The sequence below is a fragment of the Parablautia sp. Marseille-Q6255 genome, assembly GCF_951230155.1.
Classification (GTDB): Bacteria; Bacillota; Clostridia; order Lachnospirales; family Lachnospiraceae; genus Choladousia.
Genome location: NZ_CATNVD010000002.1, coordinates 253,246 through 272,790 on the forward strand (window position 1 = coordinate 253,246; position 19,545 = coordinate 272,790).

Sequence of the window (19,545 nt, forward strand, 5' to 3'; positions counted from 1 at the left end):
CACCTCCGATCCATTTTAATTTTTGTCTCACGCTTTGGTCCCCGCTACTTCATCCGGTCTTGTGGTAAGCACACTGTACAACAGTGTGTCCTTCGGGAAGTGGTCCACAAAGGGGATGATCACATTTCCAAAGAACAAAAGCCCCTCGCCGGGACCAGAATGGGTCACATAGGAAAGCTGGTGCGGGGAGATCCCCAACTGCTTTGCCAAAATCTGACGGTCTCCCTGGGCCTGGTTGAGCATATAGATAAAGTCTGAGTTCTCAAAAATGTTCTCGATCTCACGGGAAGCCAGAAGGTCCTTGACGTTCTGTGTTAAACCTGATGGGATTCCGCCCCATTTACGGAAGCGTTTCCAGATCTCCACGCTGAAACTTCCTGTCTGCCCTTTCAAAAGAAGGTGGAATTCGTCGATATAGAACCAGGTTGTTTTATGTTTGGAACGGTTGGCCGTGACACGGTTCCACACCGCGTCCTGCATGATCAAAAGCCCGATTTCCTTTAAGGCTTTTCCCAGTGATTTAAGCTGGAAACACAGTACCCGGTGTTGATCCATCTGGATATTGGAACGGTGGTTGAACACGTTAAGGGAACCATTGACATAGATTTCCAGCGCCGTTGCGATATTCTGTGCCTCCGGTTCAGACTGTTTCAAAAGCAGCTCGTAAAGATCGCCTAAGATCGGCATATTTTCCGGGCATGGGTCCTGCAGGTATTCCCGGTACACCAGTCTGGTACAACGGTCGATGATCGTCCTTTCGATAGGGGAAAGCCCTTCTTTGCCCCCGATGATAAGGTCACACAGCGACAGGATAAAATCACTTTTCAAAGTGATCGGGTTTTCATCATCGGAATAGTCCAGATTGATGTCCATAGGGTTGATGTAGTTCGTGGAAGTAGGGGAAATATCAATGACCTGCCCCTGGGAACCGAACTGCTGTACCAGCGGCCCATACTCATTTTCCGGGTCAGCGATAATGATGTCGTCCTCCGTCAGAAGGAACACATTGACGATCTCACGCTTGGCAGAGAAAGATTTGCCGCTTCCTGGGGTACCGAGAAACAGCCCATTGGGGTTTTTCAGCGTTTTTCTGTTCGCCATGATCAGGTTATTGGAAAGGGCGTTCAGGCCGTAATACAACGCCTCGCCCTCCTGGAACAATTCACAGGTGGTAAACGGTACAAAGATCGCTGTGCTGCTGGTCGTAAGCCCGCGCTCAATTTCAATCTGGTTTGTACCAAGAGCAAGCGAGGACATAAGCCCCTGTTCCTGCTGGTAATCCAGCCGTTTTAAGGCACAGTTGTATTTCTGTGCCACACCCGAAGCGGCAAAAATATCATTGAACAGCTTTTGTCGTTTGGCAGCGATATTTTCCACCAGTACCGTCACAAGGAACATGCGCTCATTGCGGCTCTGTAAATCCTGCAAAAGATTTTTGGCTTCCTCTCCATAGGTGGCAAGGTCGGTGGGAATGATGTATAGTGATAGGTAATTCTTTGAAGTTATCTCCGAATTTTCCCCCACTCCGCACCGTGCGTGCGAGTTTCCCCGCACACGGCGCTCCAACAAAATTTAGTTTGCTTTAACTACTATTTCTAAATTCTCTGCTGATAGCCTTAGAGAATTGACCTTTTTCAGTGCTTTGTCATCAAGTTTAAGAATGTCAAGATATTTTGCAATCGTATCTTCTTCAGTAGCATGAATAAGTTTATGTACGTCGGATTTTAACCACACAAGATTCCTATATTCGTCCGTACCACCCAGCTTTTTAGGCTTTTTATGATGGCATTCCATGTCAAATATGCAGAGTGGTTCACCTGTTACCGCACATTTACCGTTTTGTCCTGCCATAAGTGAAATACGGTTATCGTTATATTCCACAGATTTTCCATACTCCTTTGTTTCCAATAGATACTGGATAAGGGAGTGAACGGTTGACAGATTTTTGTGTATAAGCTGTCTGCCTTGTGGAGTGTATTTATTAACCTCTCGTGTGAACATTCTCGGAGTAACAAACTTACAACCGTAAATCGGGAAGATTTGTACACCAGCCACGACTTTAGGCTTTCCGCCATAGCTGCCGTAAAATTTCTGATACGTTCTGGACTTTAGCACTTTTTCAGGCAATGGCGATTTGCTATTTTTGTTTCGCTTTGCCTTTTTGGTTTTTACTCTAAGCCTATGCTTTAGGCTCTTGCTGACAACGAAATTGATTTCTCGGAAGTCACGACTGCACCCTGTGGCAGTATTATAATAATTGTGCATACCAAGAATCATGGCATTCAACTGACTTACCTGATGGGGTGATGTGTCGTGCTGTATTACTTTGATTTGCTCTTTGAGCTTGGTTTTCATTGCCTTTTTCGCTTTTTCCGAAATATTACTTTTTGATACATACTTCTTACCCTTTTTCGTCACATACAATGCAAAGCCAAGAAAATTCGTTTTCTTTTTGCGTACATTTGTGATTTTGGATTTTTCAGGGCTGATTTCAAGCCCCAGTCTCTCCCAAAGCCACTCCTTTACAGCAATGAATATCTTTTTTGCTGTTTTGTAATCCCTACAGAGAATCTTAAAATCATCTGCGTAACGCACGAAGAAAAATTCTTTGAGTTTGGACTTCTTTAAGGCTTCATATTTGTGACTGTGCGTATAGGGGTATCTTGTGCTTTTGGTTTCCCATTGGTCACTCAACCACCAATCGAGTTCGTTCAGAACAATGTTTGAGAGTAACGGGCTGATGATACCGCCCTGTGGCGTTCCTTTATCTGGTCTGCCAATTCCCTCAATCTCAGATTTTAGTATTTTGCCGATTATGCAGATTAGATTTTTGTCCCGTATGCCCATTGCCCACATTTGCTTGAGCAGCTTGCCATGATTTACATTGTCAAAGAATCCCTTTATATCAACATCTACAACATAGTGCAGCTTGCTGACATTCATCAGGGATTGTGCCCTTGCAATAGCATGACTTGCCGACCTGTTGGGTCTAAAACCATAACTATGAGCATGGAACTTTGCTTCACATATCGGTTCTAATACTTGGATAATACATTGCTGTATAATCCTGTCGTCCATACAGGGAATACCCAACGGACGCATTTTATCAGGCTGTCCGACCTTTGGAATTTCTGTTCTGCGTACACTTTTGGGGTGATAGTTTGCAAATTTACTTTGAAAGTATTTGACAAACTGTTCTTCCGACCACCCTTTATACTGTATAATTGTTTTGCCGTCTGTTCCCTTAGTCATTGAGCCTTTGTTGTTTTTGATATTTCTGAACGCTAAAAGTATGTTGTTTTTACTGGTAATAAGATGCATTAGATTATGGAATGATTTTCCTTTGCAGGATTCCTCATATAGCTTATCCATAACATCTTGCATATCGTAATATTCGGCATTTCGCAGTTTTTGTTGCTTTGGTTGCCTCTCTAAGTTCGTATCGACAGTCAAGTCAACCGCCTCCTTTCGGACTTGGTTTCTATTAGTCATACAAGAACCTTGAAAGATTTAGAAATAATAATGAAACTAAATCCTGTCTTGGGGCTGTTGCTCCTTTTCCCATTACAGGAAATATCAATGCTCGTGCCCCTAATTTCACTGTGATAAAGATAGATTATCTCGATAGCGGAAAGCCTATTGGCTTGCCAGTATTTGCTACTGGCTTTCGATTTTTTCTATCACTACAACATTGGACTGCTGAATCCTTACCATTTGTATTCACAGCTTCCCACGTTCCGATATTCCTATCTGTCCATATATCCGTAGGTGCTTGCTATGAGCCTGTATGCTTGATTGTGCCTGTAACACAATAGGGTATTTCATAACATGGATTCTTACTTTACCCCACATACCCCGTGACCACGGTTTATGCATTTCTACATAAGCTACGTTTAGACCCTTACTTTCACAAGTTCGTCAAACTTATCTCTAAGTTATTCTCACCATAGATATTTTATAGACCTCCGGCATATAGGATACACCGCCCACCGCTGGACAGCTTTCGTGGCATTTTCATGCCTTACGGTATCTCTCTGCCGACTTCACCTAGCTTCATACTGTGCATTTCAGCAGTTGCACAGCATGTAGGAGTATTAAGGAGAGCGTTTCGGGACGTTACCCCCTCATTCCACTCTTTGGAATATCAGTTCTCTATACAAAAGTTTTGTATATGCCTTGTTTCCTGCTTATGCAGTTATCAAGGAACGTGTCGCACCCATATCATACCCGGATCGGACCGCTTTCTTTTGTTCCTCAATGGTCATTTTCTGCAGGTCCGACATTTTACGCTTGATGTTTCGGATTGCCTGTGCCTGGTCGATAGACTGGATATGCAGGTTGACGGTCACGGCGTCGTTTAAGTCAAGAAGATCCGCTAAAAGCCGGTCGGTAAGCTCCGGCGCCAAAATCTGCAAAAAGGAGACAGCACCGGAATGGTCGCCTACCCGGAATGTCTTTCCATCCTTTGAAAAAGACAGCCCGGATGGGGAAATGAAGTCTTTGGTAGAAAGACCGGTCTTAGGCAGATCCGACCACTGGAAATGAAACTTTTCCTGACCGTCCGGGTGAAGCTGGCTGTGAAGAAGCTCCAGACGTTCCAGTCCGTTTAAGGATCTTGCCTGGACTCCAAGGGTCTTGAAATTTGCCAGCACATCCGTTTCAATGCGTTCCAGACGCATTTTCGCAGTACGCAGGTCATCTGCCTCGATCCCAAAGGTGATGTATTTTCGTTTGGTGAGACCATTATTTCCTTTCTGCAACTGGTTCTTTAACATATCCCCGTATTCCTTGCGGATTCCGTCATACTCGTCGCCGCGGGGAGGGATGTCAATGCTTTTCGTAAAATCCTGCATATTGGCCCGCTGGTTGATAAAGGTAAGCTGCACATGGATCGAGGCATCGAAGTAATTTAAGAAATCGCAGTAACCCTCGAAGATCTGTGCTTTATCATCTGCCTGTGCAAGCTGATAGTTAATATCAAAAAACTGCACCGTTTTGGTGTAAAGGGTATCGGTCAGCCGGCAGATCCCATCCCGGTACATTTCACGGTAGGGAATGCTCTGCTGGACCGTCTGCGGGGCATCTGCTTTCAGCCCGGCAAAAAAGCCGCCTTTTTTAGACGGCTTGGAACGGGCAGACTTAGTTTTGCCCTGCTTTGCATCGGCTCTGGTCTTTTTGGCCTGCCTGATATTTTTTTGCAGACGCTTTTCCTGAGCTTCCTGCTGCTTGTTTTTTGGCAATCTTTGTAACCTCCTTCTTTGACATAGATTTATACAGGTTATCCGTCCTGTATGGACGGTCCTTCGGCCAGAGCTTATAACGGAGCCGGTTCTTCAAGATCTTTTCTGCCGGCTGCCCGTCACGCTCATACATGGCGAAGAAGAAAAAGGGCATCATCAGCCCGATCATCAAAAGTACAGCCGCCGAATTGCCGATCGCCCCGCGGGTAAAGAAATACACCGGAAGGCCGACAAGCCCGGAAAGGCTGAAACAAATAAGCTGGCGCTTCGTCAGATTGAAGGCCAGCTTGGTCTTAACTTTGGTTAAATCCTTTGGTACAGGTACATAAGGCATCTATACACCTCCCATCGTAATATAGTTTCCGGTCCATTACCGTGCACCAAAATCGCGTACCGCTTTCTCCGCAGCCGGACATTCCCGCACTTCCTGAGCCGCATTTTGCAGCCGTGCCAGGACAGAAACAGCCGGTCCTCTCTGACACAGGTATTCCTGACTATCTCGGATTCCGGCAATATTTTCCCGAATATCCATATCCACGTCGAACACATCCGAAACCGGTAAAAGCCAACGGTCTGCAAAGTATTTCAAAGGATTCTCAAGCGCCAGCACATCATCCAGCATTTCATCCCCGAACTCAAACTTTGTTGTCAGATAGGAATACGCCTCCTGCATGGCTGTAATTTCAGCAGCTTTTTCAATTAAGGATTCCTTATCCCTTGACATAAGGCTTTCCCGGTAGGCAAAGTAATTCTGTCCCAGTCGTTTCATCAGGAGCGTATATTTGTCCTGTGCGGAAGGCTCGCTTGTGAAATGTTCAAATTTTTGCTCTGCATCAATTTCTTTGAGAAGATCGCAGATCGGGAAACTATGTTCATGGTTATTTTCTTCCCAGCACCATCGGGCTACATCCAACGGGTCCTGAAAAGAAAGAAGTGCCTCTACTTCCGCCGGAGTAAATACATGCTCAACCTTCAGATAATAGTGGAGTTCCGAAAGTCCCTGCAACTCGTAAATACTTCCGATGTTCTGTGCATCCAGCATATCCGCATGAACCTTCAAACACTCGTCCAGCCGTTCCATAAGCAGCCGCTTTGCATCTTGTTCTACCAAAATCACCCCTTTCGCTCCGGCATAGTCAGCGTACAGTTCACTTCATTGCCCCATACATCCCAGCCGGGTGTCTGTTGTCTTGCAAACAGTTCCACTCTGGGCTGATCGCCCATGAGTTTTACGATCTTATCCCGCACCTCGTCCGGTTTCTTGCTGTGCTGCTCAATATGGGAGATCACAAACTGATGGATTCCCGCACACTGGCGTTTCGGCCGGCCTCTGGTTGCCAGCAGGCAGACCTCCGCGTTTGATCGGGTCCAAAAGCCCATGCCATAAAACCAGCTATCCGCTTTCCGGTTCTGTTTGAGCCATAGAAAAGCCAGTGTTTTATATTTGAATCCCCAGGCGTCGATCACCCGGAAGGCTTCATTAAGCTGCGGGAAGGTCGCCCACAGAAAGAGGGCGCTGTCTTTTGCGGCAAGTTCCGATACCGGCAGGGCACAGATTTCTTCAATGCTCATTGTGGGGTAATGGTTCTCCGCAACGCCGCTTCCATGTTTCCGGTCATAACGCCAGGGCGGATCGGCATAGATAATGCCGTACTGTTTCGTTTCCGACATTAGCGCGCCTGCTCATTCTTAGCTGGGGCAGGTTTGGCCGGCTGTTCCTTGACCTTACCGGCATTTTCCTTCAATGCACCGGTCAGGGAAGGCTTTTCCGCAGCTCCCTTTGTTGCTTCAAGAGTTGCCTGCAAATTTTCAATAGCCTGCCCGTACCCATCAATCAGGGCATCGTTGAGCTGCTTGCGGAACTCTGCCGTAACCGGCCAGCAGACATCTTTCCAGTTGCCTCCCTTATCCTGGGTTGCGGGCATATTGACATACAGCCCCTTTTCACTGGAACAGATACGGAAGCCGTCGATCTTAAAGCATCCGCCAATCGTAACATTGGCAAACGCCAGCAGGTTTCCCATTGGGGCGATCGGACGCACGCGGACATCCAGCTTCATGCCGTTTGCCATTTCCGGTGTCTGTGTCTCCGGCACCATTTTTTCTGTATTGGTTTTACTCATATATAAAATCCTCCTTTTTAGAATTGGTTTTGTTCATGCTATCTTGCATTAAATATGGATTTGGATAACGAACCTGTCTTAAACAGGGCAAAGGCCAGCAGTACCGTATAACCCGCCGTTCCCCAGATTGCGCCGTGCACGTCGCCGGACGATGGGATAGACTGGACCAGCACTGCGTAAATGGCAACACAGATCAGGATCAAAAAACCCTGAAAACCCAGGGCAAAAAGGGAACGCAGATACCCGGTTCCCATTTGTCCCCATTCCCGGTTTGCCATTGTGGAAAACGGGATCGGTGCAAGGCTCACGGTTAGTAGGGTAAGAACCCGGCGCCTTACCATATCACTATGGCAGGTTTCCGAGAACTCCCCTCCGAACCGGACTTACACCTCTCAGCGTATCCGGCTCTCCAGATGTCAGTCTAATTTCCCCGCGTGTAACTTGTCGTGACAGTAGACGCAGAGTGCCATTGTCTTGCGCTTACGCCCAATCATGGCGATTTCCCATTGTTTTCTGCCACTTAAATCTTTGAGTTTTCGTATATGGTGTATTTCAAGCGGCACATTCTCTGCGCCACACCACTCACACCTGTTTGCTTGCAGTCTTTTTATAAGACTATTACGCCCATAATTCTCAAAAATTCTTGCTACTATATCAGGATTTCCGCTTTCTACTTTAGTGTCCCGGCGGAACCCATTATTGTAAAACAATACCTTTCCGACCTTGCCGTTTTTCTTCGGATATTCCACAACAAAATCTTTTCCTTGACGGTACTTGCGGATAATTCTGCTGATTCGTGTCCGATATTTTCCAGCAAAGGTTTTGAGCATACTGTATCTCATTACATAGTAGAAGTTATTGAGTACAGACACGTTGTTTGCAAGTCGGTAGTAGTTATACAATCCACGGATTTCTGCGTTGTATTGGTTTAGGATTTCCAAATCGTCCAAGTGCAACAGGCGAGTGCGCCGGACAGGTTCCCAAACCTCTTTGTTTCCATTTTGTTTGTCGTATTTAATCTTGAGGGCATTGTAGGAGAACAGTCGTTTTACCCACTTATCATGGGGAACATAAAGTAAGACTTTTCCATTGTTTACCCGTCTGGTAGCCCCGGTTTTGGTCTTTTTGTTGTGTTCGCCTTTGGCGATTGTGACCTCATATCCCAAGAACTTCGCAGCGTCGTGTCCATGAGTAATCAATGTCTTTTCCTCGGACATTTCCAGATGGAGTTTGTCCCGGATAAAGCAGCCTACATCTTGTTTAATCTGTTCTGCGTCCTCTTTGCTGCCGATAACTCCAATTAAGAAATCATCGGCATATCGGATATAGCAAATCCGTTTATAGCTATCGTCCATCTGGTCGCTATACGGCATAGATTTCAGACCACGCCGCAGTTCCCGGATTTCTGCAATTAAGCCCTCTTTTTCTTCCTCGCTCATTTTAGAGAGATTTCTTTTAAGCCTTTGTTCTTTCCCCCGGCAGACATCCAGCTTCTTCTTGAACGCAGGATTGATTTTACGGCGGTTTCCGCAGTTGAATTTCTCTGCATACTCTGCCATATAGCTATCCAGTTCGTTCATGTAGATGTTTGCAAGGATAGGGCTGATGATGGAGCCTTGCGGAGTGCCGGAATAAGTATTGTGATAATTCCAATCCTCCATATATCCAGCTTTCAAGAACTTCCAGAGCAGACCGATGAAATGTTCATCTGCAATCCGCTTTCGCAAAATAGCAATCAACACATGATGGTCTACGTTGTCAAAACAGCCCTTTATATCTCCCTCAACGAACCACTTTGTCCCCGTAAAATATTTCTGCACATATTTGAGTGCCGTATGACAGCTTCTGTTTATACGGAAACCGTGGGAATAGTCGCTAAAGGTTGGCTCATAAATACTCTCTAAGATGAGCCGCACCACCTCCTGTATCAGTTTATCGTCGAATGACGGTATCCCCAGAGGACGCATTTTCCCATTGGATTTCGGGATATACGTTCTCCTTGCCGGGTTAGGCTGATAACTAAAATCCCGCATCTTTTCAATGAGGGCGTTTATCCTTGCCATTCCCATTCCGTCAATGGTTTTGCCGTCTGTTCCGGCTGTCATGTTGCCTGGTTTCGCCTGTATCCGCTGATATGCCAGCAGATAGAATTGTGGATTGTACAGGTTGCGGTATAACCGCTCGTACTTGTAGCTCTTGTTACACGCCTTGGATTTTAGGCTTTCCAACACATTTTCAGGACTTCTCATAATGCCTCACGCACCTTTCCTTTTTATGAATTGGTTGACATCCTGCCTCCCTTCGCCATGTAGACGGCTTTCCCGCCCTCGGACTACTACGGAGGCTCCGTTGCCATGCCGGATATTCAGCGTCATCTTTCTTGGGTTTTTACCCCTTGAAATTTATCGCCTTGCGGCATTACGCATAGCCGGATAGTTCCGGCGTTCCGGTTTAGGCAATCTCCAGTTAGACACTTTGGAAAAAGCGTATTGTGATGTCGGTAGTGGGTTTTCGTCCTTTTCCGCTTACTGCGGCTGGCTGTCATAAGTATCGTGCGGTCTGTGTTTACCTGTCACATTCCGCTATGACATACGGCGAATACAACCATCCTGCGCCGCCGGGTCGAGTATCCCGCCTCGGACTGCCCTTAAAGCAGTTTAGCCTTGCTCCTCATTCACAATGTTGCGTCTTGCCGCTCAGTCGTGGGTAGATGGTTTTCCCAACTTGCGATTTTTCCGATACGCTATTGTCCCCCTTGTGGTTTCCCTCCGGGGTAAATCGGATGACGCTAAAGTGACGCTTTTCACGTCTTTGATACTTTTCTTTACCGGCTTGCTAAAGCCGGGTTCCCAAAATGCCCGCACACCGCCTTTGGATGAAAAGCGGCGCTTCTGGACGCGCAATAAATCTCGATCATACGGCCATATACAATGACAAAGATCACGATGGACAGTACCCACATACACAGATTGATGATGTTGGTTTCCAGCCACAGTCCAATCAGTTCCCACATTCCCATTGCTTCAAGCTGGGTTTCCAGATCAGACAACGCCGCCTGCACATCCAGATTCCCGTTTATGACACCGGCACTTTGCGACACCACATTTTGGGCCACATCAAAGACCGCCATCACAATCGTAAAACAGTTGGTGAGCAGGTAAGTGGCAACAAAAGTCTTGAAAATCCACTTGAAGATGTTGAATGTATCGAATTCGTGCATGTTGTTCTTTTCGAGAATCATCTGGATCAGTTCATACACCAGAACAAAGGTCAGGATCATGCCTGCAATGGGAATGACGACGGTTTCCGAAAGATTTTGGATCATGGAAAACACGCCGCCATTCCAGCCCTGCGGGGTCTGTCCTACCTGATTTGCCACATCCGCAACCTGGTTGTTGACGGAGTTGAAAATGCTGGTGTACTGTCCGGTAATCGCATCGATCAGGCCCTCTTTAATCCAGTCTGTTATCCATTCAAACAGACTGCCCATAAGTCAGCCCTTAACCGAACAGACCGGAAAGCAGCGGGATCAGCGTTGCACCAACCAGAGCGATACCTCCGCCTGCCATAAGCTGCTTGATCCCCTGGGATTTTGCACCTGGGTTATCATTTCCGTAACCTTCGAGAAGGTTTACAACACCCCATGCGCCCAGACCTGCGCCCAGGGCGATCACAAGGATCTTCAAAGTATCAATCGCGCTTGCAAAAAATGCCATAATGTTCCTCCTTTAATTTCAGAAATTTTAATTTGTGATATGGCCGTATCAGGCCGGAAACAAAAAAAGCCGCCGCACTGTTTTTAGAAAAAAATCTGTTTCAAACAGCACGGCGGCATGGGACAGGAAAAATCCTGCGGTTATTTACTTTTCAGGGAGAATCACGAATCCTCAAAAAATCCTCCTTTCATCGTGACAAAAACAAAGCCTGCTGGGGCGTCATGCTTTGACAGGCAGGAACAACTCTATAAAGTCTGGGAAGCCAGATCTTCGGCTGTGACTTCATAATTACGGTATCGTTCACCGGGACGCATCGGCATCCGGGTAGAAAGAAACTTTTCGATATTAAAAGCGTTCTTCTCATTAAAATCGGAAAGCAGTTTGTAATTTGGGTGTTTGGTTATATCGTATTTCCGGGAGAGGAACGGCCGCACACCCCTGATCTGCAGCAGACATTTGCCCCCGTCCATAACTGCCAGTTCATCCACCGACATCAGATCCTTTCCCAGCTTTTGAAAATTTTGTCCGTGGGATTCCTGATTGCCCTTTGTGACACTGGTGTTATACAGGTCAATGGTCTCTTTCCCCAATAGGGAGTTCCAGCTTTTTAAGGTGGTTTCTTCTTTGCCTCCTAAGAAAAGAGAGGCGTCACAGTTACCGATGATGGTGTCCATATTGTCTTTATACAGGGCTTTGAGCTGACTTTGCGCCTGCAGCACCAGGCAGGCAGAGATCTCACGGCTTCGGATGGTCGCCATAAGACGCTCCAGGTTCGGGATCTGCCCGATATTTGCCGCCTCGTCGATCAGGCAGCGCACATGGATGGGAAGCCTGCCCCCATACACATCATCCGCCCGCTCGCACAAGCGGTTAAACAAAATGGAATAGATCAGACTGATCAAAAATGCAAAGGTTCCGTCCGTATCACTCATAATAAGGAAAAGAGCAGTCCGTTCATCTCCCAGCATATCCAGATCCAGTTCGTCATACATGGTAATTTCCCTGACTTCTTTAATGTCAAAAGGAGCCAGTCTGGAAGCGCAGGAAATAAGGATCGACTTCGCTGTTTTTCCGGCAGCGAGCTTATATTTCTTATATTGACGCAGGGCAAAATGATCCGGGTCTTTTTGTTCCAGAGCGTCAAAGAGAAGGTCAACGGCATTTTTGAATGACTCGTCATCCTCACGGACCTCCATTGCGTTCAGCATTTCTACCAGTGTGGCAAAATTCTGTTCGTTTACCGGAGCTTCATAGTAGATATATCCGATCAGTGCCGTATAAAGCAGGGTTTCTGCTTTGACCCAGAAATCGTCTCCGGCTTTTCCTTCGCCTTTGGTATTGGCGATCAGGGTAGTGACGATCTTCAGAATATCTTTCTCGGAATGAATGTAGGCGAACGGGTTAAAGTGCATACTTTTCTGGAAATTGATCGTATTGAATACCCGTATTTTATAGGGCTCATAGATGATCTTTCCTTTTTCATTACGCACAGGCTTTCCGTCCTTGTCCAGCTTTGGCATGCCTCGCTGCAACATCTTTCCGCATTCCACAAGGACTGTACCTTTCGGATCGGTGACGACGTAGGAACTGTGCATTTGCATCAGATTGGGCTTGATGAAAAAGCGCGTTTTTCCCGAACCTGATCCTCCGACTACCAGTACATTTTTATTTCTTGCATTGGCCGGATTTTTGGGCCTTCCGTTTAACATCAGTCCTTCACTTTGGGTAAGAATGATATTGTTCTCAAATATTGGGTCGATAAAGGGTGCAATGTCTTTTGCTGTCCCCCAACGGGCTGAACCGTATTCCACATTTTTGCGGTATTTCTTAGCGTCTTTCCCTCTAAGATAGACTGCCAGCCGCATAATGGCTGCACCGCATAAACCAATCAGCCAGTCCATTGCCGCCCCCGGCCACATACTCTGAAACGCAAGGGCAAAGCCTTCGGACAGTCCTAACAGCTTTTGGGAAGCGTCTGCTCCGGGAGCCAAACGCACCGCCTCGCCCAGCTTGGCAAATACCAGAAGGAACAGAACATAAGGCAGATGGAGAATGACCTGTTTTTTCAGTGTTTCTGCATCGATTTTCATCGTTCCGGTCCTCCGTGTTCTTTGTTCTTTACACGGTCACGGCCAAGCGACTGCGCCAGTTCTTTGAACTTATGAAGCTGTGTAAGCAGCGACGGTCTGGTGCTGCGTGTAAGGTCTTTCTTTGTATATTCCTTAAAAGCTGCCGTCAGTGCATCCGCCTGGTTTGCCTTGAAATATACCGTCCATTTTGGGGGATCTGTTCCAAGTTCCTTTTCTATATGGTAGCGTACCTGATGTTTCCTGGCATACCGTTCAAAAGAGCGGATTCGCCCTGAAACTTCAATGGTATTGGCTCCGGGGTCTTTATAAGTCAGCCGCTTCATGCTGTTGCGCCCGACTTTTGGCATTGTGCGTTCCTGTTCCATCTTTTGGAGTACCGCAGCAATAGCCGCACGCAGTACCCGCCCTGACAGTTTTGCTGCCTGTATAGAAACAGAAACCGTTCGTTGTTCGAGATCTTCCTGCAAGAGCATCCTCCTTTCTGATAAAATCGGTATTTATAATATGGAAATAACTTTTTACCGGCTTTCCCCAAGAACCTGCTGTCGGGAAGCGTGTTCAAAGGCTTTTGCTGCCTGAACGACCTGAATTTTAGCGTGTTTCAAAAGCGTTTTGATGATCGTAGCCGGGCGTTCCTGTTCCTCCAGATGATCGACCATCCCTTTGCACTCATCCGGGAGGTATTCCGCCATATCTTTCAACACATCGGAAAAGTTACCCATAAAGCCCCAGCAGCTATCCGACAGCTCCCCGTTTTTATAAAGCTCAAACCCATAACATTCGCCACGCAGATAGGAATCATAAGCGGCGACTTCGCTGCGCATCAGTGCGTCCGCTTTCTGCCGGATGGCGCCGGTCATCTTGTCAGCGTCAAATTCCTTTAGGGCATCTTCTTTGGAAACATAGATCCAGCCAACCTGTCCGCTGTCCCATTCTGCATGAGGAGCCCTGCCTGAGAAACTTTCTGTACTCATGGCAAGACCGGAGTGGTCGTAGAGATAGAGGGGGAGCATCAGATACTTTTCCGAAATTACGTTCTGCATTGCTTCATCGATCGCCCGTTCCTCTGTCTTTGGTCCATACCGGAAACGGCTGCTTACAATGTTTACCATCCGTTCATAGCGTTTCATGCCGGCTTCATCATGTCCTACGGTATCTAAATACATTTCCCGCAGGAAGTCATCTTTGTCCATATAGTTGTGATGGTCGCCCAGCGCATAGCGGGGATGGAAGCATACCATCGTCCCAAAATGTTCATCTACCTCACGGGGAGAGATCAGAATATCGTCCGGCTGCACCATAAGGGCATAAGGTTCATTTACTGCCATTAACATAATTGGCTCCTTTCTTTCTACAAATCCGGGCCGGAATGGTGCATCATCGGTTTTTCCCGGTGTTCATTGGTTGCAGGCTGCTTGACTGCAATGATCTCGCCGGCAATCCTTGCAAATTTTTCAGGGTACTTGAACTGCTCCCCGTATTTCTCCATCAAGTCCGGGGAAAGATCTGTAAAATCTTCCTCGCCAAGACCAACGATCAGAAAATTCCCGGACACAATATCATAGATGTGGCCGTCATCGTCAAAGAGAGCTCGGTTCAGAGGCAGCCCCATCAGCTTGCCTTCTTCATTACAGATCAGAGTCACCGGGTCCTCATACGGATAGACCGCTTGAATATCTCCGCCCACTGCCGCCTGCAAGGATTTCAGACCACTTTCGATCTCCGCAGCATAAGGGGACTTGCCCGGCTCTACCATTAACACTTTCATAATTGTATATCCTCCTTCTTTTTCATTGCCGTACCGGGAGCGGTTGGCGTTTTTTCCTGAGTTTTTGCCACAGAGAGCTTCCCCAGGACGGAAGGCTTCTCCCGGTTTTTGGGTGTAAAAATACCGCCCTCCGAAACCTCGGCGGCGGCATGTTCCGTTTTGGCCTGTTCCAGTCCTTCAACCGTATAGCCAGGTAAAAGAGTGCCGTGAACCATGAAATGGTGCTCATATTCTTTCGGGATCGGCGGGGAAATTTCCGTGAATAAATGGGAATAGGCTTTCTTTCGCCCGTCCAGATATTTTATGGCTGCGTTCTTATCTGTATATCGTTTCTGGTTTTGTCCGGCAATCTTTGCTCCATATCCCTGCTTCGGGGAATGAATACGGACTTCCCATGTCACATACCAGGCAATCGGAACACTCTGTTTGGTTTCCCGGTCATATTTCGTATCTTCCCAAATACTGCAGGTCATCTGATAGACCCGGTTGCTGATTTTCTGATCTGCCCTCCAGTTATCGGTGTCTTTCCACTGGTTGCCTGTATGTTCGATCTCCGGTGTACGAAGATATTCCAAAGCCCGGTTGATCGTCTGTGTTGCCGCTGCCTGCTGTTCCCACTGTTTTGCGGCAGCCACCACGATTTCATAGGCTTTCTGCTCCCCGTCGATACTTCCCTGGCGCATGGCTTCCAGGCTATCTGTTCCCATTGTGATCAGTGTAGAAATATCCACATTTTCACAAACTACGCTGTGCTCAATTTTAAGCTCCGATCCCGGCGTCAAGTGGTCGCCATACCGGTAGGCATGGTAATCTTTATTTTCTTCCAAAATGCTGTTCACCTCCTGCTATATTTCCGGCTCATGGTTTTTTCTGGAAACCGTCTGTGCCAGTGATTTTTTATCTGCCGGTCTGTTTGCCGCAAGCTGATCCATCACGGAAGGACGGCCGACGCCGAACATGGATAGCTGACCGTCCGCTGCCTCACGAAGTTCAGAAACAGAGAGGGGAAGCGTTACATCGGCATGGGTCAATAGCTGTTCCCGTTTCAAATCCTGAATAATCTCGTCAAAAACAGCGTTAATCGCACGGCGTTCTTCCCCCACAGGGAAGGCTTTCAATACCTCCATTTCTCCGTCTTTACCGGAAACCAGGGTAAGGGCACAGTCGGCATGGCCTGCCAGATAATCCGATGTGTAGGGCAGTTTGTCCTTGATATAACAGGCAAAGGCTCTGGCTGTCATTTCCACATTGCTGTCCCAATAACCGCCGTCTTTTTCACATTCTTTTCCCATGCGTACCGAATTACAGTAAAAATCAGTTTCCGTCCGTCCAATCTGCGGAGCTTCCTGCGCCTGCATCCCGGAAAGCATACGCTCAAAAATTTCCAGCCGTTCCCGTTCACTTTTGGGAATTACCCGGCCGGTAACATTCTTCTTAAATGCGCTGATCTGTTCCAAAGAGCCGGGTTCGCCGGACAAAAATGCTTCCCGCAAGACTGCGTAGGTTTCCATCTGTTCCTCATTGCCATACCGTTTCAGGGAGGCAAGAACCGAGGAATCCAGCCAGCTTGCCGCATTTTTCCGGGTGCGTTCTGTTTGTGCTTCCGTGCGCTTTGCTGCCTGTTCCGGTGTTTCAGGTTTATACTTCATGGTGTCAATGAGTTTTTGGAACGGCGCATAGAGGCGGGGCTGTTCTGACAGCATTCCTTTTGCGCCCATCTTTGTACCAAGATAATCGTCAAGTCCATGCCACCATTCATGTGCCAGCGAACCGGCCCCGTGCATTTTCGTAAGATTGATGACTGTACGCAAGGGTTCATAATGAGCCGCAGCATTGCCGCTGCCTCTTGCACCAAAAGCGATAGCAAGCGTTCCCTGATAAGCAATATCTTTATCGCTGATCTTAAGGGCTGACGCCAAATCCTTTAGTGCTTCAAATCCCATGTTAAAGGAGGTCTGACGGTCGTTCTGGTTCATCCAGTTTCCAAACTCGCCGCCGCGGAACCCAAATGTATCAAGATAATGCTGTCCGGTGATCTCCACACCATTCCGGTAATCCGGCCCGGTACGTTTGACATGGGCGAGCTGGGGAGGGACAAACCGGATCTTTCCGTTTTTGTTCCTGTCTTTGGCAAGTTCCTGCACCCATTTCAGGGCAGCTTCTTTGGTCTCAAAATTGGTTTGCAGGATCGAATAGCCTTTTGTCACATAGTAGGTACCGGGTTTCCAGTCCTCATTTTTAGAATAGGTATGTTTCCCGTCGTTGAAGTGAATCGCATAACCTTTCGGTATTTTCTGCTCTTTGGAAACACAAAACTGTTCCTTTTTTGCTTTCTGAGTAAAGTTGCGCTCAAAATATTCAGCCGAGCGGATCAGCATGGTATTGGACAATTTGTTTGTAATCACGGTATTTTCCTGTCCCTTTTTCGTTGCCCGGTAATGGATTCCGCTTCCCCAGCCCTGTACCTTTTCTAAATATCCATTGTCAACGAAAAAGCGGTCATAAGCTCTCACAGCATCCTCCACAGTACGGACATCTGAAAGCACTGTCTGCAATTCCCGGACTGTTTTTATATATTCCTTTTGCCTCGCGGTCCGTTTTTCCGGGGTGTCATCCGTGCGGTAATACTGAGGGGAAGCGTTTAAGCCGTCCCTTGCTTTTTTAATAAAATAGACCACGCCAAGAGGAATCCCTTCCTCCATCATGGCTGCATAGTCCGGCTTTTTCCAGACATTATCCTTTTTCACAAATTTTTCGGCTTCGCGCTCATTCATGGCTTCCAGATCATCTGCATACAGCCCGCGGTCTTTCCACAGGTCTTTTTTCGCACCGCCAATCTTTTCGCCGAAATCTTCATGCACCCCTGCCAATCTTCATCACCTCCAGTCAGTGTAAAATTCTTATCGCTCCGCGGCAGGGCGGCGTTCTTCGTTTTTGTGAAGTTGTGGGAGGTTTCCTGTGAGCCGGTCAGTTTCCCTGCGGATCAGTTTGTCCAGAGCGCCTAAATCCTCCGGTGCAATGGCAAACTCCCGGTAATTTTCATACCAAAGGCCCGTAGAGATTGCCGCGATGGGCGCAATTTTCTCCGAACCGGCTGGAAGAAGCCGATACACAGGGGCTTCGTCATAAAGAAGCATCTGCTTTGCCGTTCCCTGTGGTATGCGGTACTTATCCATATCCGGGTTCTGGGCTGCCTCCATATATTGCATATTCAGGCGTTCTTCTAAATCCTGGGGCATATAACGAAATGCCTGATCCATCCACTGTCTGAACATCGTGGAATAGTGGTACTGCCATTCCGTAACTTGATTCGGGGCATAAGAAAATCCCCAGCTTTTCAGAGCATCTTTTTCGTAAAGCTCCATTTCAGTCCATTCTTTCAGGCTGACCGTGGCCGCTGAACCATCTTTGCGTTCGATATTGACGCCGCAAGGATAGAGGATATTTCTTTTTATATCCTGCCGTAGCGTGTCTAAATCCATCATCAGGACATCCCCGTACAAGTGACCGCCCTCGCTCCGATCCGTATGAAACAGGAAAGCCCTCGCTCCGATGAACTCCGTTGTTAAGATCATTTGATGAAGGTCCGCCGTAGAACAATAAGCAAACAAGGTGTCGGAAATCCACATGTGATTTTTCCCCATGATGGCAATGGAATCAGCCCCGGCATTTGTCGCCAGAGAACGCATATTAAATTCGCATTCCCTAAGAAAATCTCCGGCAAAAATATGGATCTCATACGCAAAGACGGATAAATCTGTATCGCGGATCAAATAAATCTGCGGTAGTGGTTCCTGATTCAATCAAATTCCTCCTTTCATGTGAACCTGACAATTACCGGCTTTCCTTATCATGGGAAGGTGCCGGCTGCTTTTTTGTCGGTTCCGTTTTTGCTGCCTGTTCCCGCATTGCTTCCAAAACAGAAGGGCGCCTTTCCGCAGTCTGTTCCAACCGGGCAAGGGTATTAAGTGCCCACTCCGCATTACGGTTAATGGAGGATATAAGGGCGCCCTCCACTTTGAAAGCACCTTTGAACACTCTGGCAATCTTCCCATTTTCTTTTGCGTCTGTCTCCGCAGGTTTTCCTTGAAGGATACGGCCCATATTTTTGAGATGCCGCCCCATTTCGTGGTATTCCGTACTGAAAGCGTCAATTCTGGCAACAGCCCTGTTGCTGGCCTGCATACTTTTTTCTGCTGCATTTTGAATGGATTCCAACGCCGGTCTGACATGTAAAAACTGTGTGATCCCATTCAAAGCAACAGTACCGCGTTCCCTGAAATCGGCAAGGATATTCCTGCACCCGTTTATGATCTGGCCTTTGAGTTCGGAAAGACGGTGACGCATAACGGAAATATTCGCCTCCATAGCTGTATAGCTCTTTTGGAGAGCATCTTTCAGGGAATGGTTCTGTAATCCCTGCATTTCCTGACGCACTGCCTTTAATTCCTCGGTTGCCTCCAAAAGACGCTGCTCCATCCCGGTCACATGCTCGATCAGCTTGGCAAATTCTTCATATCCCGGTGTATTGTTGTCTTTTAGGAGAGCAAGCAGCTCTTTGACCTGCTCATTTTCCGCAATCGGCTGGCTATCTGTCTCCGTCATTCA

General features: G+C 47.3%; 17 protein-coding genes and 2 pseudogenes. All 19 read right to left on the bottom strand.

Going from position 1 to position 19,545, the window contains the following annotated elements; genetic code table 11:
• Positions 1-27: 27 nt before the first annotated feature.
• Complete coding sequence (locus QOX44_RS03410) at positions 28-1,554, bottom strand: VirB4-like conjugal transfer ATPase, CD1110 family (protein ID WP_442955373.1); 1,527 nt, start codon at positions 1,552-1,554, stop codon at positions 28-30.
• Positions 1,555-1,572: 18 nt separating this feature from the next.
• Positions 1,573-3,384 carry a group II intron reverse transcriptase/maturase gene (gene ltrA / locus QOX44_RS03415; RefSeq protein WP_442955375.1) on the bottom strand — a complete coding sequence of 604 codons (1,812 nt, stop codon included), beginning with the start codon at positions 3,382-3,384 and terminating at the stop codon, positions 1,573-1,575.
• A gap of 833 nt (positions 3,385-4,217) precedes the next feature.
• Positions 4,218-5,240 (bottom strand): annotated as a pseudogene (locus QOX44_RS03420) (VirB4-like conjugal transfer ATPase, CD1110 family); the annotation flags it as partial.
• Positions 5,140-5,574, bottom strand: a complete 435-nt coding sequence (locus QOX44_RS03425) for a PrgI family protein (RefSeq protein ID WP_283681284.1) — start codon at positions 5,572-5,574, stop codon at positions 5,140-5,142. The gene QOX44_RS03425 and the pseudogene QOX44_RS03420, both read right to left, overlap by 101 nt.
• A gap of 36 nt (positions 5,575-5,610) precedes the next feature.
• Positions 5,611-6,351, bottom strand: a complete 741-nt coding sequence (locus QOX44_RS03430) for a hypothetical protein (RefSeq protein ID WP_331488303.1) — start codon at positions 6,349-6,351, stop codon at positions 5,611-5,613.
• 2 nt (positions 6,352-6,353) lie between these two features.
• A complete protein-coding gene (locus QOX44_RS03435) occupies positions 6,354-6,911 on the bottom strand; it encodes an MT-A70 family methyltransferase (RefSeq protein WP_283681286.1) in 558 nt (185 codons plus the stop codon).
• On the bottom strand, positions 6,911-7,363 hold the full coding sequence (locus QOX44_RS03440; protein WP_283681287.1) for a SpoVG family protein: 453 nt from the start codon (positions 7,361-7,363) through the stop codon (positions 6,911-6,913). Before QOX44_RS03440 ends, QOX44_RS03435 begins: the two co-directional genes overlap by 1 nt.
• A gap of 38 nt (positions 7,364-7,401) precedes the next feature.
• Positions 7,402-7,677 (bottom strand): annotated as a pseudogene (locus QOX44_RS03445) (VirB6/TrbL-like conjugal transfer protein, CD1112 family); the annotation flags it as partial.
• Positions 7,678-7,779: 102 nt separating this feature from the next.
• A complete protein-coding gene (locus tag QOX44_RS03450; RefSeq protein WP_283681288.1) occupies positions 7,780-9,612 on the bottom strand; it encodes a reverse transcriptase/maturase family protein in 1,833 nt (610 codons plus the stop codon).
• Positions 9,613-10,187: 575 nt separating this feature from the next.
• Entirely contained in the window at positions 10,188-10,853 is a 666-nt protein-coding gene (locus tag QOX44_RS03455) for a VirB6/TrbL-like conjugal transfer protein, CD1112 family (RefSeq protein WP_118447554.1), read from the bottom strand.
• Between the two features lie 10 nt (positions 10,854-10,863).
• Positions 10,864-11,079: a Maff2 family mobile element protein gene (locus QOX44_RS03460; RefSeq protein WP_005361081.1), complete on the bottom strand. Its 216-nt coding sequence runs from the start codon at positions 11,077-11,079 to the stop codon at positions 10,864-10,866.
• Between the two features lie 245 nt (positions 11,080-11,324).
• The gene (locus QOX44_RS03465) at positions 11,325-13,169 is read right to left on the bottom strand and encodes a VirD4-like conjugal transfer protein, CD1115 family (protein WP_283681289.1); all 1,845 of its coding nucleotides are present in this window, start codon (positions 13,167-13,169) and stop codon (positions 11,325-11,327) included.
• Positions 13,166-13,636 carry a PcfB family protein gene (locus QOX44_RS03470; RefSeq protein ID WP_029731785.1) on the bottom strand — a complete coding sequence of 157 codons (471 nt, stop codon included), beginning with the start codon at positions 13,634-13,636 and terminating at the stop codon, positions 13,166-13,168. The genes QOX44_RS03465 and QOX44_RS03470 overlap by 4 nt, the downstream gene beginning before the upstream one ends.
• A gap of 51 nt (positions 13,637-13,687) precedes the next feature.
• Positions 13,688-14,503, bottom strand: a complete 816-nt coding sequence (locus QOX44_RS03475; RefSeq protein WP_283681290.1) for a hypothetical protein — start codon at positions 14,501-14,503, stop codon at positions 13,688-13,690.
• 17 nt (positions 14,504-14,520) lie between these two features.
• Entirely contained in the window at positions 14,521-14,937 is a 417-nt protein-coding gene (locus QOX44_RS03480; protein ID WP_283681291.1) for a DUF3846 domain-containing protein, read from the bottom strand.
• Positions 14,934-15,764: a hypothetical protein gene (locus QOX44_RS03485; protein ID WP_283681292.1), complete on the bottom strand. Its 831-nt coding sequence runs from the start codon at positions 15,762-15,764 to the stop codon at positions 14,934-14,936. The genes QOX44_RS03480 and QOX44_RS03485 overlap by 4 nt, the downstream gene beginning before the upstream one ends.
• Before the next feature lie 18 nt (positions 15,765-15,782).
• Positions 15,783-17,711, bottom strand: coding sequence for an LPD1 domain-containing protein (locus tag QOX44_RS03490; RefSeq protein WP_283681312.1), 1,929 nt, complete (start codon positions 17,709-17,711; stop codon positions 15,783-15,785).
• Between the two features lie 126 nt (positions 17,712-17,837).
• Positions 17,838-18,740 carry a hypothetical protein gene (locus QOX44_RS03495; protein WP_283681293.1) on the bottom strand — a complete coding sequence of 301 codons (903 nt, stop codon included), beginning with the start codon at positions 18,738-18,740 and terminating at the stop codon, positions 17,838-17,840.
• Positions 18,741-18,771: 31 nt separating this feature from the next.
• Positions 18,772-19,542 (bottom strand): DUF6674 family protein, encoded by a 771-nt coding sequence (locus tag QOX44_RS03500; protein WP_283681294.1) that lies wholly within the window; start codon positions 19,540-19,542, stop codon positions 18,772-18,774.
• Between the last annotated feature and the right edge of the window lie 3 nt (positions 19,543-19,545).

Coding starts and splice junctions, on each gene's coding strand:
- QOX44_RS03490 (WP_283681312.1), bottom strand. CDS start 17,711: ATGAATGAGCGCGAAGCCGAAAAATTTGTGAAAAAGGATAATGTCTGG.
- QOX44_RS03475 (WP_283681290.1), bottom strand. CDS start 14,503: ATGTTAATGGCAGTAAATGAACCTTATGCCCTTATGGTGCAGCCGGAC.
- QOX44_RS03435 (WP_283681286.1), bottom strand. CDS start 6,911: ATGTCGGAAACGAAACAGTACGGCATTATCTATGCCGATCCGCCCTGG.
- ltrA (WP_442955375.1), bottom strand. CDS start 3,384: ATGCAAGATGTTATGGATAAGCTATATGAGGAATCCTGCAAAGGAAAA.
- QOX44_RS03465 (WP_283681289.1), bottom strand. CDS start 13,169: ATGAAAATCGATGCAGAAACACTGAAAAAACAGGTCATTCTCCATCTG.
- QOX44_RS03440 (WP_283681287.1), bottom strand. CDS start 7,363: ATGAGTAAAACCAATACAGAAAAAATGGTGCCGGAGACACAGACACCG.
- QOX44_RS03500 (WP_283681294.1), bottom strand. CDS start 19,542: ATGACGGAGACAGATAGCCAGCCGATTGCGGAAAATGAGCAGGTCAAA.
- QOX44_RS03480 (WP_283681291.1), bottom strand. CDS start 14,937: ATGAAAGTGTTAATGGTAGAGCCGGGCAAGTCCCCTTATGCTGCGGAG.
- QOX44_RS03455 (WP_118447554.1), bottom strand. CDS start 10,853: ATGGGCAGTCTGTTTGAATGGATAACAGACTGGATTAAAGAGGGCCTG.
- QOX44_RS03425 (WP_283681284.1), bottom strand. CDS start 5,574: ATGCCTTATGTACCTGTACCAAAGGATTTAACCAAAGTTAAGACCAAG.
- QOX44_RS03450 (WP_283681288.1), bottom strand. CDS start 9,612: ATGAGAAGTCCTGAAAATGTGTTGGAAAGCCTAAAATCCAAGGCGTGT.
- QOX44_RS03460 (WP_005361081.1), bottom strand. CDS start 11,079: ATGGCATTTTTTGCAAGCGCGATTGATACTTTGAAGATCCTTGTGATC.